The organism is Paenibacillus sp. VMFN-D1 (assembly GCF_003386155.1).
In the GTDB taxonomy this organism is placed as follows: domain Bacteria; phylum Bacillota; class Bacilli; order Paenibacillales; family Paenibacillaceae; genus Paenibacillus_AQ; species Paenibacillus_AQ favisporus.
In genome coordinates this window covers 3,212,638-3,227,278 of sequence record NZ_QRDU01000001.1, presented here as the reverse complement: position 1 = coordinate 3,227,278, position 14,641 = coordinate 3,212,638, and the positions used below count along the sequence as shown (strand labels likewise).

12 protein-coding genes and 1 pseudogene are annotated in these 14,641 nt (G+C 48.1%); 7 read left to right on the top strand and 6 right to left on the bottom strand.

All coding sequences use genetic code 11. The annotated features are described in order from the left end of the window. Positions 1-34: 34 nt before the first annotated feature. A pseudogene (locus C7820_RS14805) lies at positions 35-139 on the top strand (HTH domain-containing protein); the annotation flags it as partial. 161 nt (positions 140-300) lie between these two features. Here C7820_RS14805 and C7820_RS14800 read toward each other — a convergent pair. Beyond that, positions 301-822, bottom strand: coding sequence for a DinB family protein (locus C7820_RS14800; RefSeq protein WP_116231798.1), 522 nt, complete (start codon positions 820-822; stop codon positions 301-303). 422 nt (positions 823-1,244) lie between these two features. Between C7820_RS14800 and C7820_RS14795 the strand changes: the two genes are divergently transcribed. The 3 genes from C7820_RS14795 (at position 1,245) to C7820_RS14785 (ending at position 5,856) form a co-directional block, all read left to right on the top strand. Next, positions 1,245-2,915, top strand: a complete 1,671-nt coding sequence (locus C7820_RS14795; RefSeq protein WP_240913217.1) for an ABC transporter substrate-binding protein — start codon at positions 1,245-1,247, stop codon at positions 2,913-2,915. Positions 2,916-3,023: 108 nt separating this feature from the next. Beyond that, positions 3,024-4,937: a DUF5711 family protein gene (locus C7820_RS14790; RefSeq protein WP_116231514.1), complete on the top strand. Its 1,914-nt coding sequence runs from the start codon at positions 3,024-3,026 to the stop codon at positions 4,935-4,937. A 19-nt stretch (positions 4,938-4,956) separates the two neighbouring features. Beyond that, a complete protein-coding gene (locus C7820_RS14785; protein ID WP_116231513.1) occupies positions 4,957-5,856 on the top strand; it encodes a carbohydrate ABC transporter permease in 900 nt (299 codons plus the stop codon). Positions 5,857-5,987: 131 nt separating this feature from the next. On the opposite strand, the gene C7820_RS14780 is transcribed toward C7820_RS14785, so the two are convergent. From C7820_RS14780 to C7820_RS14770, 3 genes are all read right to left on the bottom strand, one after another. Continuing rightward, positions 5,988-6,464 carry a MarR family transcriptional regulator gene (locus C7820_RS14780; RefSeq protein WP_116231512.1) on the bottom strand — a complete coding sequence of 159 codons (477 nt, stop codon included), beginning with the start codon at positions 6,462-6,464 and terminating at the stop codon, positions 5,988-5,990. Positions 6,465-6,649: 185 nt separating this feature from the next. Continuing rightward, positions 6,650-7,699 carry a flavin-containing monooxygenase gene (locus tag C7820_RS14775; protein WP_116231511.1) on the bottom strand — a complete coding sequence of 350 codons (1,050 nt, stop codon included), beginning with the start codon at positions 7,697-7,699 and terminating at the stop codon, positions 6,650-6,652. A 230-nt stretch (positions 7,700-7,929) separates the two neighbouring features. Beyond that, on the bottom strand, positions 7,930-10,584 hold the full coding sequence (locus tag C7820_RS14770) for a DUF4855 domain-containing protein (RefSeq protein WP_181909040.1): 2,655 nt from the start codon (positions 10,582-10,584) through the stop codon (positions 7,930-7,932). A 328-nt stretch (positions 10,585-10,912) separates the two neighbouring features. Here C7820_RS14770 and C7820_RS14765 point away from each other — a divergent pair, with 328 nt between their 5' ends. Further along, positions 10,913-11,350 carry a DUF3888 domain-containing protein gene (locus C7820_RS14765; protein ID WP_258875241.1) on the top strand — a complete coding sequence of 146 codons (438 nt, stop codon included), beginning with the start codon at positions 10,913-10,915 and terminating at the stop codon, positions 11,348-11,350. A gap of 115 nt (positions 11,351-11,465) precedes the next feature. Beyond that, positions 11,466-11,933, top strand: a complete 468-nt coding sequence (locus C7820_RS14760; RefSeq protein WP_116231509.1) for a DinB family protein — start codon at positions 11,466-11,468, stop codon at positions 11,931-11,933. A gap of 84 nt (positions 11,934-12,017) precedes the next feature. Here the strand turns inward: C7820_RS14760 and sigJ are convergent, their stop codons facing one another. Both sigJ and C7820_RS14750 read right to left on the bottom strand, forming a co-directional pair. Continuing rightward, on the bottom strand, positions 12,018-12,881 hold the full coding sequence (gene sigJ / locus C7820_RS14755; protein WP_116231508.1) for an RNA polymerase sigma factor SigJ: 864 nt from the start codon (positions 12,879-12,881) through the stop codon (positions 12,018-12,020). Positions 12,882-12,949: 68 nt separating this feature from the next. Then, positions 12,950-13,615, bottom strand: coding sequence for an NAD(P)H-dependent oxidoreductase (locus C7820_RS14750; RefSeq protein WP_116231507.1), 666 nt, complete (start codon positions 13,613-13,615; stop codon positions 12,950-12,952). 226 nt (positions 13,616-13,841) lie between these two features. Between C7820_RS14750 and C7820_RS14745 the strand changes: the two genes are divergently transcribed. Next, a complete protein-coding gene (locus tag C7820_RS14745; RefSeq protein WP_116231797.1) occupies positions 13,842-14,624 on the top strand; it encodes a class I SAM-dependent methyltransferase in 783 nt (260 codons plus the stop codon). Positions 14,625-14,641 lie beyond the last annotated feature (17 nt).

The following is a 14,641-nucleotide window of genomic DNA, read 5'->3' as shown; positions in this document are numbered from 1 at the left end:
ATTTTGGAAATCGAGTAGAAACTGTTCGATATAGGTGATTGAAACCAGTGTAAGGTCCATCTATCGCGACATTCAGGTGCTCAGCGAAGCAGGCTTGCCTATTATAGACACAACAGGCACAGGGTATTCCTATATGGAGTGATAATTTCTACCTTGGTCCGAGCAGTTGCATTCCCTTCCTCCAGACTCCGTCTCGCGGCGGACGCTCTTGCTCTTGGCTAACGGTAGGCGTTTGCCAGCTCCCGTACGGACGCACTAAAAAACAGCCTGGAACATTCACTGTTCCAGGCTGTTTTTTGCCTACAAATGGCTTAAATTGTACAAATAAAAGGCATAGTCTGTTGGTATTCCGGGATGCCCTAGTTGCCTGAGCATCGCAGTCACGTTACCACGATGATAAGTTCCGTGGTTCACCATATGTTGGATATAGTCTACGCATCTGGCATTAAATGTTCCTGACGGATAAACTGCTTCGATATCTTCATGTTGCTCGATGAATGACCGGAAGCTATCCGCCAGTTCATCTTGCATCTGACCCAGTTCTTCAATACGTTTGCTGTTGGTTTCTGCCACTATAATCTCTATAGTGTTCTTCAAGTTCTCAAAGTATTCCTCCGACAACTCGGAGACGCCGCCTTCAGTTAAGAAAGTTAACCAACCTCGATCGATAACATAAATATGGACGATAGTGTCGTAGATAGTTGGGAAAACGCTAACGATTTTCTTTCGATATACCTCATCAGAAAGTTTCTGAAGATGCTCGCAAACCTGCCGGTTTGCCCATACATGATAATCAAATTGCTGCAAAGCATGTTTTTTCAACTTTGTTCCCCGTTTCAAATAGGGGAGCCCGCAGTTTAAGGGCAATTATGCGTCCTGCCCCTCAATAGTTTGCCCGGGAGTAAAAGCCGTTCTCATTACAAACGCCTCCTTGCGGTAATATGATCTACAATATCATATAGGGGGTGGATAAAAGTCAATTTCCCCCTAAGTCAACAATATCAAAATATATAAAGAAAAACATGAGAATGTTCTTTTTTAATCGAATTATCCCATCGATCCGCGGCAGCCTCATCGTGTTTCGCAATAAAAACTATTGCAATAGGCAAACTCCTACAGTATACTTTGTTTATTAAAGTATACAAAATTTAAAACGTATACTTATAGCTGAAGCATATTCGTTCAAGTTTATTGCAATTGTAAGCGCTTCAGATCATGACCATTCGAAATTAGGGGAGATCAATGTGAACAAAAGGAAGGGATTCATCGTTCTCTTGAGTATTGTGATGCTTTTGGCTTTATTGTCAGCATGCACCAAAGCAGCTCCCACACCACCAGACAATCCAGGCACCGCAGAATCCAATCCAACGGGTGAGGATCAGGGTAAGGAAGACGCAGGGAAGGATCCGGCCGCGTCGCAGCTGACAGGAAATATTAACATTTCCTTGCCGAATGCATCGGCGTCAGTATGGAATGCGGTTGCCGAAGCGTATATGAAGAAAAATCCGGGAGTGAAGGTCAAAGTCGACAACAAGCCTGCGGAAGGCTACAAGGAATGGCTGACGGCTCAATTTGCAGCAGGTGTGCCGGACGTTGACCTGGTTACGAATAACGAAGTCGGTGGCCTAGTAAACAGTAAAAAATTTATGGACTTTTACCCTTATTTCGATAAGGTCAATCCTTATACGAACCAGCCTTGGCAGGACACCCTGGATCTGAAGGCGATGGGCATTAACCTCGAAGGCATTGGAGCCGAAGATCATTTGTACAACCTGAACTTTGAATCCGTGCAGATCGTATGGGTGTACAACAAGGAGATTTTCCAGAAAGTCGGCATTACCGAAGCTCCCAAAACGTTTAACGAGATGATCGACGCTTTTAATAAAATAAAAAAAGCCGGATATACGCCGCTGGCGCTCGGCGGAGACTCCAAATCGATGTGGAGCGGCCAGGCGGGATGGCTGGTGCGGATCTATGCCGATCAGTACATGCGTGATTATATTAATATCATCCGGTCCCAGGAGCAGGACTATACTTACGTTCCAGAGCTCGACGAACAGTGGAAATACGATCTGACGGATCCGTATAACGATTCCAACAGTAAAGTGACCAAAAATGAAATGCGGCTGTGGAAAGCTGTTAAAGACAAAGAAGGTCCCTTCAAAATTGCCGGCAATCCCCAGTGGAAGGCTTACTCGGAAAATCTGAAAAAACTGTTCGATTATGTGCCGGACGGGTTTTTCGGAGTGAAAGAGGACCAGGCTTACAATCTGTTCCTGACGGGAAAGGCGGCGACAATGTTAGGCACGCCGGCCTCCTACTGGCAGCTCCCTAAAGATTTCGCGGATGAGGAAAAAACGGGTGCCACAGGCGGCGTGAAGCCTTTCGAATACGGATTCTTCAACATGCCTTCCATGGAAGGGCCTGAGGTGATGGCACCGGCCCGAACGATCCAGATTCCGATCGGATTCTATGGTTTCGTCAATAAAGATGCGAAGCAAAATGAGCTGAATGTGGATTTCATGATGTACCTGACGAGTCCGGAAGGTTACGCCGTATATTTGGATGCGATCCAGAAGAGTGACGACGCCTCCCTCTCAGGCGCACCGGCCATTAAAGGCATTACGCTCCCGGATGAAATGGCGGCGGCATTCGCCGATTTCAAGCCGATTGGAAATACCGAAGGATACACCAGCGCCGCGAACAATCTAGCCCGGGGAATGTGGGATTACCAGCCGTCCGTGCAGGATTGGGTAGGACTCGTACAGCGGTACTTCAGCGGTAAGCTGACAACGGATCAATATTTGGATCAGCTGCAGGCGAATATCGATAAATATATGGAACCTGCCATGAAAGAAGCTAAGAAAGAACTCTCCGACTTGGATCACCCCGAGCGGCGTCCACCGCAGCGTTAATCACTTTTTCACACGGGTCTGCACATGCATTTGCATGTGCGGACCTGTATGATTACCCGAGGGAAGCAGGCAATTCGTAAGGATGACGGATAAAAAGGGAGGTTCATCATGAGGAAAGCCCCATGGATATTTCTTGCACTGATCCTGCTTCTAGGGCTTGTCCCGGGCGCAGCACTTGCCAAAGACCATTGGTCCATTGAAGGAGCGGGGAATATCACCTCCCTCTCCGTATCAGAGGATGGGAGCCGTGTGGCCGTTGGGGGTCATAATGCGAAGGCATTTCTCTACGATTCCGAAGGTAACCCCATCTATGAGGTTGAGGCTGGAAATGTCGTTACAGGGGTAGCGCTTCTGAGTAACGGCACACTTCTGGTTTCATCGGATGACAGGCATCTGTATGCATATGACGAGACAGGAGGTCAGCTGTGGGATTCGGATCTGAAGCGGCAGGTCAAGAGCTTGGCCGCATCGCAGGACGGGGCCACCATCATTCTTGTTACCCAGCGCAGCAAAGATCTCATCGTTGTGGATCGAAATAACGGAGAACAGACAGGCAGTATCCCCATCGGTTCCTTGTTGAAGGAAGTGAGCGTATCGGGCAGCGGACAGTGGATCGTTGCCGCGACAAGCGACCAATTCGCCTATCTTCTGGACAAGGATGGCAGCCTGCTGTATAAATTCAGCGCGGATAATCAAATCCAGGCGGTGGCCGTTTCAGAGAATGGCCTGGCTGCTGTGGGTACGGCTTCCAATAAGGTGGAATTGTTTGATCAGAACGGGAGCGTTAACAGTTCAATTAACACGAGGGACATCGTGACCGATGTCGCCTTTTCAAGCGATGGGGAACGGATCGGCGTTTCGGATTTATCCGGTAACTACTATATTTTCGACGGGCGCGGAAAGCAGCTGTGGGAGTCAAAGATCACTGGGGAAGGCCGGGGCGTTCAATTTGACCGGGAGGGCAAGACGCTGTATTCGGGCACCAATGACGGAAGGGTTTTTAAGTACGATGTAGGCAGTGTCATCGATAAAGCGGCAAGCAAGGCACGCTTAAATGCTATGTTATGGGCTGCAGCCGGTGTCTTGGCGGTCTTCCTTATTCTGCTGTACTTGAATTATTTGAAGAAGCGCAACCGGCTGGTTATTTTCCGCCAGATATGGAAAAGCAAATATATTTACCTGGGCTTGGCACCGACCTTTATTCTGGTGTTCGTCTTTCTCTATTACCCGGCTTTTTCGGGCTTGTTCCATTCCTTATATGACTGGCAGCCAGGGGGCAGGACCACCTTTGTCGGCTTGGCCAATTTTGAACGAATGATTCATGATCCTTATGTCATTAAGGGGATGGGCAACCTGGTCATTCTGATCATCACCGGTTTGATCAAAGCGATTATCCCTGCACTCATTACCGCTGAACTCATCTTCCATCTACGCAGTAAACGTCTGCAATACGGCTTTCGGACGGCATTTACCGCATCGATGGTTATTCCGGGTGTGGCCCTATTGTTGATTTGGCAAAACCTGTATGATCCTAACGTGGGTCTGATCAATAACGTATTAGATCTGATCGGGCTTGGTTCCTGGGCGCATGGTTGGCTTGGTGACCCCAATACCGCCTTGTGGGCTATTATTTTTATCGGGTTTCCGTTTATAGGCATCCTGCAGCTGCTGGTGTTTTATGCAGGGCTGCTGTCCATTCCGAACGAGCTGATTGAGTCCGCAAAAATCGATGGGGCCAATCTTTGGCGGATTATCCGTTCCATTCATTTGCCGCTGCTGGGCGGTCAATTCAAGTTTCTGATCATTTTAACCCTCATAGGCATTATTCAGGACTTTAACGGCATCATGATCGTTACGGGCGGCGGTCCCATGGACTCGACTTATGTACCCGCACTGCAGATGTATTATGCCGCCACCAAGTTCAACGATCTCGGATATGCCTCGGCGCTCGGTGTAAGCATGTTCCTGGTGATCCTTGCCATTACGGTTGTGAACATGAAGCTTATTAAAACAGAAGATTAAGGAAGGAGGAGAGGGATCGATGTATACCGAAACGGATACAGCCGCTGAAAGCGTCAGCCCCGTGAAAAAGCTCAGAAAAAACGAAGGCAGTCTCATCAAATATCTCAGTTTCCCCCAAATCACCATCATCGTGCTGCTGTGCGTGCTGGTCATTCTGATGCTGGTGCCCATTCTGTTCATGATCATCAGCTCCTTAAAAAGCAATGCGCAAATTCTCGGCAATTTCTGGGGGCTGCCTTCTCCGGCCAAATGGAATAATTACGGCGCTGCGTTCACCAGTATTTGGCGATATATGGTGAATTCCATCTTGTATGCGGTCGGAGCCAGTGCTTGTGTCATTCTGCTCTCTTCCATTTCAGGATATATATTCGCCAAAAAAAGCTTTCCCGGCAAAGAACTGCTGTTTATGATGATGCTGGCCATGATGATGATTCCGGGTGTGTTAACGCTGATTCCTTCGTACGTCCTGTATAATAATCTGGGACTAACGAATACACCTTGGGTGATCATTATTGCCGGTGCAGCCGGCGGGCAAATCTTCGGAACCTTCTTGTGCAGGAGTTTTATGTCCGGCATCCCCAGCGAGCTGTTTGAAGCGGCCCGGATCGATGGGGCGTCGGAGATTCGCGTGTTTTTTCAAATCGTCATCCCGTTGTCGCTGCCTATCCTGGCCACCTTGTTCATTATGCAGGCTGTTGGCGTGTACAATGATTACATTTGGCCGCTGCTTACGATCAGGGATAGCAGTCTTCAGGTGGTTGCTGTTGGCCTTACCGTCTTTACGAAACAGTTCGGCATCACCGATATGGGAACGCAGTTTTCGGCATACGCCATTTCCTCGATTCCGTTAATTTTAATTTTCTCTTTCGGCATGAAATATTACATTCAGGGCATGACGCAGGGGGCTTTGAAAATGTAGCTTGTGAGATGAATCGTTTGATCAATGCAGCGCTCTCGGTGCTGTGCTCACTTCATCGAGTTACAAAAAAAGCAGCCGGTCGGCTACCGGTTGCTTTTGACTATTTGGGGTTCGTTTGCGGGTGATACGTGTCAGCGATAGAAGTCAACCATGTCTGCAAACAGGCGCTTGATCAATTCAAGCTCGGCATCGCTGTACCTTCCCAAAAACTCGTACATTCTCTGCTTTTCCAACGCATGGAGCTCACCATGCGCAGCAAACAGCTTTTTGCCGGCAGGAGTTAACCGAAAGTACACTTCCTTTTTGTTATCGTTGAGCTGGGCTTTCCGTACCCAACCGGCTTTAAGTAACTTGCTCGCGATCTTGGAGGTGTTCCCTTTGCTCAAATTCATCTTTTCCGCGATGGAAGTGACATTGATCGGCTCCTGCTCCCCGATGCACGCAATGGTGTGCAGTTCTGTCATGTTCAAACTGAATTCGGCACCGATATGCTTCCGGATATCTTCGAGATAGGTTGCGGAGATTCGGGATTCGTATTCTTCTTTTTGCTGAAGAAACTGAATAAAAAAATCATGAATGGCGGCTTTGCTTTTATCTGCAGTATCCATGGTTCATGCTGGCTCCTTGACTCATTTTTTTCAGTATATCATAAATAGTTTCCTGAGAAATAATTACGCATACTTCTAGGCAAGGTTGACACGTCGAGGGTGGACGGTACACGGGAAGCTGATTTCAGACTCTTGTTTGCGAGCGAAAAAAAGTAGCGTTAGACCTAGAAAAGTCCCGGCGAGAATTACATTGTCTTTAAATCGTTATTTATGTATTCGGCGATACGTCTGGCATCATGCTGTACCCAACCCAAAAGAGCAGATCCTCTGCAGGACAGCCACGGAAGACCGATAAAATATAGGCCAGGAATATTAGAAATACCATTGAACTGGGTAATTTCTTGATGTTCATTAAAGAGATGATTGATTTGGATCCAGGAGAAATCCGGACGGAACCCGGTTGCCCAAATGATATTGTCAGCCTCAATATATTGATCGTCCGCAAAAAATACAGTACGTGACTCCGCGCTGGCTGCCCTCGGGAATAGCTTGATTTTCCCTTCTTTTAATCGTTGTTTTAATTGGAATCCATAGATTTGCTCAGGTTGTTGGCGTAACCATTTCCCGCGTTTGGTGTGATTTCCGGCCTGTAAGAAACCCAATTTGTCGTAATACCAAAAAATGCTCTTTCTCAATATGTACAGAGGTTTAAAATGGAGCTGGTTTGATGCGGATAAATGGACATCAAAGTCATTTGACAGTTCTACTGCAATTTGTGCACCTGAATTTCCTGCTCCCACGACCAACACGCTTCCAGGTGTAAGCTGGCCGGGATTCCGGTATGCGGAAGAATGAAGCTGAGTCGTATCATTGGAAATGGACTGGCTTATGGCTGGAACATACGGTTTATGAAAAGGCCCTGTAGCCACGATTACATTTTTGGATTGAATCGTTCCTCTGCTAGTCTCCACCTCAAATCCCCTTGGGATGGAGGTTAACGATTTGACTTCCGTATCCAACTGAATCGGAAAATCAAAGGTTAAAGCGTATTCCGATAAGTATGCGGCAACCTCATCTTTTGTAGGGAGACCATTCGGATCCCCAGGCAAATCAAGACCAGGTAAACGGCTGTAATTCCTGGGTGTGAATAATTGTAAGGAGTCGTATCTGTTGCGCCAGGAATCGCCTAAGGCTTTGGCTTTATCGATTAGCATAAATGGTATTCCTTTTTTCTTTAAGAAGTAGGCAGCAGCAAGACCTGCCTGTCCGGTACCGATGATCAAAACATCCAGCATTGAAACTCCTCCCAGTAAAATGAATGTTGATTATATAATACATGATCATTTGTTCATATGTAAATGAAATGATTGGAATCTTCGCTTAAAGCCAAGTCCAGATAAATGGAAAAGGGTGGGATTATCCCGATGCGAGGCAAGCAAGAAAGAAGACTGCCGATTCAACGGCAGTCTTTTTCTCACAAGGACTATATGGATGAAAAGAGGAGATTTATCTTATTCCAAAGTTCTTACTCCCTTGACCGCGAGAGGTTATAGATCCCAAACTCATAAAAGGAATATCCATAATCGGTGGCTCTTTCAACCCCTTGAAATTTAACGTACCTGGCTGTAACGGGGGCAAAATGGACCGTTTCTTTGCCATCATGGGCCGTAATGATGCCATCATTGTCCTGGATCACGCTGCTCCAGTTCTGCTGGTCGTTGGAGACAAGGATTTTGTAAGTTTTGGCGCGGGCTAATTCCCACTCGATCCGGACCGTATCGAATGCTTTAGCTTCGCCTAGATCGACCTGGAACCAGCTGTCATTCACGTAGTTGCTCGCCCATCTTGTCGAAGAAAACCCATCGACGGCATATTTCGGCGCCAAGGTCGAAACGGAGCCTTCGACGGAAGAGGCGGTTACGGTTTTATTTTCCGCCAGGTTACCGGCAAGATCATACACCTCTTCTTTCAGCGAAGCATAAGCCGTATCCGAAACAATACGATCCGCGTACAGTTGATCCAGCTGTGCATTGAAACCTTTGAGGAATTGATCAAACTGCGCAGCATTCTTTCCTTCAAAACGCTTCATCTGGTCCAGCTGCGCGTGCAACGAGCGGGGAGCTCCGGGCGTCGTGAACTGCTTTTGCTCCGCGAAGAGGTTCACATGAGCTTTCATGGTGTCAGCGGTAGATGCCGCCCGGATCGTGTAAGCCGTCGTTTTGGATTTGGCAGCCGCCACGGTAATGGCCAGTTGATGCTTACCAGGCATTCCCTTCAGATCAATCGGCGTTCCCGGGGCGTAGGGTTTGCCGTTGAAAGTGGCCGTAACCCTGGTCAAACCGCTGTCATCGTCTTGGACTTCCCATGTGAATGCAACTGTTTCAGTATTGGGAACAACCACATCGCCATTTAACTTTAGTCCGTTGATAAATACGTCTGCTTCAGGTGGTGTACTGTTATGAATATCGTATGTTCCGTTCAGGTATTGATACAGCCAGTCATACATGAGACGCAAGCCGGGATCTTTGCTAACCGCCAAATTATAAACCGCATTATTTCCCTGGTAATAAGCTCTGAATCCCTTTTGCATCAAGCCGGTTGCGGCGCCGCTGTTCAAGTAATCGATATAACGCTCACGGAATACGCCGTCCTGCAGCATCCGATCGTCAAATTCGACTTCGTTCGACATTCCGTACCGCTTTGCAGTATCTGCGGCATCTTCCAACCGGTCTTGATCCATGCCGCCAAAGAAATAGTTCGGTTGAAGCGCCGCGGCATCAAATCCTACGTCTTTCCACATATAGCTTTTATAAGCCAAAGAGTGGGGGATCCAGAAAAATTTCAGATTCATGTCATGGACTTTGCCGCTCACGGCTTTAATCAAGCCAGGTCCTGTTTCGCTTGTGCTGATTTGTTCTTCCAGCCAGTACATGCCGACAAGCTCCAGATTGGAATAATTCGCGGCCTGCCATCTTTGACGGACCTGATCCAGCCACCACTGAACCGCTTTTTTCCTGTTTTCGAGGGCTTTCTCTTGACCCACGACAGAGTCATTGAAGCTTAACGATTCTCCAGAGCCATCTACATCGCCAAAATCGTTTAAAGACTCCCCGGGATTCGGAATCATGAGCACAACCTTCTCTTTATAATCAGGTTGGTTCAGCTTGGCCCCGACTTCCTTGGTCGCCTCATTCAACTGCTGCATATCTCCCGCAGCTGCGAAGGTTTTGTCCAAATACCAGGTCCAGTCCCCCAGATTTGTTTGCCCAAGACCGAAATCCCGGCCGGCAGGGGAAGCAAGCCCGAGATATAATACACCGTCAAAAAGCCAGTCGGCAGGTTCCCCGTTCTGATCCACGTAACTGATGTTCGGGATGATCCGTTCCTTGGTCCAGTCCCCCAAACCATCCGCATACTGTCCGTTATACAGCAAATTCAGATTCCGGATCCCGCCCGTAGCGTCGCCCGGCTCCAAAAAATGAGGCTGCTCAGCAGGAACCTTTACCGCTCCGTCAATCTTTCCGTCCATGCCCATAATTTCAATTTCGTCAATGTATTCCCATAGGGTAGGATGCATCGTGAAAATGACTTTTACATAGCGGGCATAAGCCAGCTTGCCGTCCGCGCTTCCGCCTTGGATTCCGTCCCGGCTGCCGTCCCACGCAAACGTTTCCTGCCTTGGCGGTCCTTCTCCCCAGAGCAGTTGAGTGGCGTTATGGGAGAGAAGGCCCCAATTCTCCTTGTCGTCCGAGACATACATCGATACCGTCAAAGGTACGAGGATGGAGTTGGCAGGGTAATCCTGAAAAAAATGGGCGGTTATTTTTCCGATTGACTTTTCCTCACCCAAATCGAACACGACTTCGCGCGCTTTGCCGCGAACATGTCCCACCCAAGCCGGGTCATTCATATCCAATTGTCCATATTTCCCATCTGTAAGCTTATTTCCAGTATCAGGATGCGACGGATCCGGGGCTTCAGACCATTCATAAGGCAGTCCCAGAGCAAGATTATGGAACTTCGGCTGCATCTCATCCGGTGGTGACGCTGGATCTTCCGCCGGGGAAATTCCTTTTGCCTGTATCGTCGGAACCAGCTCGCTCGCTTGGACCGCCGGAACCAGCGACACCATCATGACCGCAGTCATTGCAACCGCAGCCCATCTTTTATACCAACTCATTAAGTCCAGCTCCTTTTCCATGGTTGAGTAGAGAAACCGCTTTCAATTTTTAATTAGCATCTTCTTCGAATCAAACTTTTTCATCACCCCCTCACTGCGAATCGATCTGTTAAACCTGGTGACACCCTTCCGCATGATTGATGGTAAATGGGGCCTTATAGGCAAGGCAAGCAACATTTTTTGATGCGTTCGCAATATTTTCATAACCCTGGAGGGAAGGGGATTTAAAGACTCGTGTATACGGTTCTGAGTTCATCGGCCGAAGTGAATAAACGGCTTTTTAGCTATAGAGAATAATCGATAACGAATCATACGAGGGGATGAAGGTTTGAAGCGAAAATTTTTAATTGTATGGATATTGCTCCTTCCGCTGGCTTTTAGTTCAGGGACAACTTGTCTTGCGAGTGCCGATTACCCGAATCAGGATTCTAGAGAGTTACAGTATCAAGACATGCTGATGTTGTTTCTATTACCATACATAGAAGAACGCCTGCCGGATATTTACGAGCCTTTATTGACGGTAACTCCAATGTTATATCCTTATATGGCGGAAGTGGTTGAGGTAAGACGCGCAAATGGATTCCGAGGGTACTCTTTCATATGCACGATAGAGGTTGTCCCTACTGTTGGTCCACACATCCCTGTAGGCAAGGACCGCTTTACCTTTGAAATATCCGTTAAAAATGTGAAGGTTATTGGAATCCAGCATTTAAAAGATCCTGACAAAGATCACTTTCCGCCAAATTATGCGGATGTATTGAGATAATCATCGCTATGTCATGCGAACTGAGCATAGAAGGAAATGGGTCCAGGCTGGCGAACTCCTCAGATAACCTGAATTTTGATAAGGAAAATTATGGTGTGAAGGGGCGTTTAAGGAAATGAAAACGATTCGCAGCATGTTCGAACAGCTGTATTGGGCCGACAAGCGTATACTGGATGCGCTGGAAGCTGGCAGGGATGGTGAATCCGAAGCCGAAGCGCTCCAGCTGCTAAGTCATACTCTGCGTGCGGAGCAGGTGTGGTTCACCCGGCTGCAGGGACAGGACAGCAACCACCTGCCGCTTTGGCCAAACGACAGTCTCGAAGACTGTAAACGCCTTGCGCAAGAGATGCGTGAAGCCTTCAGCGCATATCTCGCTGAGCTAACTGACGAACGTCTTGACGATGTAATTACCTACACCAACCAGTACGGGAGGTCGTATCGGACATCCGTTCAAGACATTTTGACTCATCTTGCGCTGCATGGCCAGTATCACAGGGGGCAAATCAACATGAAGCTGCGCTCCGCCGGCATGGAGCCGGTCAACGTGGATTATATTACATTTGTGCGCCTGCAGGGACAGTAATTCCCCGTGCTCACTCAAGCAAAAAAGTCATAACCACAGATCGTGGCTATGACTTTTTTGGATGACCGGTGCTAAGTTCGTACTTTAGAAGATATGACCCAGCTTTTCGGGGTTTCGAACAATATAGATGTTGTGGATCTTCCCATCTCCGAAGTGAAAGAGCAGCACTCCATTGACTGCGCTGTCTTCCGAACGCAGCAGTATGGCAGCCTCTCCATTGACTTGCCCTATTTCGATAGTCGTTCCTTCTCCAAACATGGCTGCTTTGCGCATGCCGCCGAGAAGGTAGCGCCCGACCCGTTCCCGGGAGACAACCGGATGGACCGTTGCAACCACTTTGCCGCCACCGTCGGCAACCAGCACGACATCCTGGTCCAGCAGCGATAAAAGCTGATCCATGTTCCCTTTCTTGAGGGCTCCCATAAATCCATGAACCCATTGCTGGCTCTCAGGGTGGATCTGAACGGGCTCGTCGGTTACCCGTCCCATCTTTGCGCTCGCACGGCTGAACAGCTTCCGGCAGCTCACTTCGCTTTTTTCCATAAGCTCGGCGATTTCGTTGTAATTGAAGCCCAGCGCTTCGCGCAGGATGAACACGGCACGCTCGGAGGTCGTCAGATTTTCCAACAGAACAAGCATTCCATAAGAGAGGAGATCATCCCTTTCCAATGCTTCCGTTGAATCGTCGTTTAACATGAGAAAGGGCTCGGGAAGCCATTCCCCATAATATTCCTCCCTTTGTTTTCGTGCCGATTTCATCATATCTTTACAGTGGTTTGTGACCATTTTGCACAAAAAAGCCTTGGGCTGCGTTAAACGTTCCCGTGGTACATCATGTACCTTAACAAAAACATCCTGCACGGCGTCTTCCGCATCGGAAACCGAACCTGTCAATTGATAAGCAAGCTTGAATAACAGCTTCTTGTACTGCTTGTAAAGATCCTGCATCCGACTTGCTCCTTCCGCAGCTGATTTTCTATTTTCACATTAAAGGAATCAGGGCTTTTACACAACCTTTACCGCCACTCGACGATTTCATCGAGTCGCTGCCTTGCTTTTGGACGTTTGGGGTCCTCTTGCCGGTATCCGAAAGCAACCATACAGGATACGCCGAAATCGCCGGCGCCGATGATACCCTCGTTTTGTAAAATAGAGGTCACCTGCTTTTTATCAAATCCTTCGATGGGACTGGAATCAATGCCGATTTGAGCCGCGGCTGTCATCATGTTGGCCAGTGCGATATACGTTTGTCTGCATGCCCATTCAAACAGGAGACGGTCATTATTTTCGAGCTCCGTTTCGATGAAGGTTTTATAGAACCCGGAAACCCGCTGCACTACTTCTTCAGGCATATGCTGGATGTCTTTCAGCATTTTAATGACATGAGCCGAATCATGCCTTAAGCCTTGTCTGGCCAAAATCACAACAAAATGGCTCGCCGTTGGCAGTTGTCCCAGGGCACCGCCCGTGACAGGTTTTAACTTTTCGCGGAGCGCCGCATCCTGAATCACGACAAATTTCCAAGGCTCAAGGCCAACCGAACTCGGAGACAATCTTCCTGCCTCCAAAATAAAGCGAAAGTCTTCATCCGGGATTTTCTGGCTGCTATCAAATACATGGCAAGCATGTCTGAATTGAAAAGCCTTTAAAGTTTCTTCTTTTTTACTCTCCGTTGCGATCATATGGATCAACCTTCTTTCGTGGGTTTACACATATAACGAAGTAAGGCTGGCATTTGTGACCGCTGCTCAAACGCGACTCTTGATTCATTTACAATGCGGAAGTACTGTGTTAAATTTAATCTTGTATCAACAAGTGATATCTAGTTTCATTCTGTGAAACATATTAGTGGCTATTGTATACAAATTGATTTGGATGCTGATCACGATTTAAGGGGGAGAGTCTATGATGGATGAGTCGATGAAAAACCAGGTAAAGCAGCAGTTTTCCCGGAATGCGGATAAGTATGTGACGAGCGCAATCCATGCCAAAGGCGAGGATCTGGCCTGGCTCGTGTCATGCGCCAAAGCCAACGCGAATATGAATGTGCTTGATATCGCAACAGGGGGAGGACATGTGGCCAATGCGCTTGCTCCGCTGGTTCGGCATGTAACGGCCTGCGATTTGACCCGTGAAATGCTGGCGGCAGCAGAACGCTTTATCGGCGGCAATGGACACACGAACGTAAGCTACATAACGGGAGACGCGGAGCAGCTGCCTTTTGAAGATAAGTCCTTCGATCTGGTGACCTGCCGAATCGCCGCGCATCATTTCACAGATGTTCCAGCTTTTGCCGCTGAGGCTCTCCGGGTTGCCAAACCTGGAGGGAAGCTGCTCTTCATAGACAACGTAGCTCCCGAGCAGGACCCTTTGGATCAATTTTATAATGATATCGAAAAGTTACGGGACCCGAGCCATGTGCGGGCATGGAAGAAATCGGAGTGGATTCATTTGCTCGAAAGCACCGGCTTCCGCATCGAGATGGCCGTCTGCTTCCCGAAACCGTTCCGGTTTCAGGATTGGTGCGAGCGGGCAGGGCTTTCGCAAGCGGAGAGAGAGGCTTTGGAGAACAAGATGCTTCAGTCTGCAGAAGATGTACGCCGGTTTTTCTCGATATTTTCTGATGAAAACGGCAGGCTTTCCAGCTTTTCCGGAGAATCCGTCTATATTCAGGCTGTCCGGGTGGAGTAAGCAGAGCTTGGACTAAC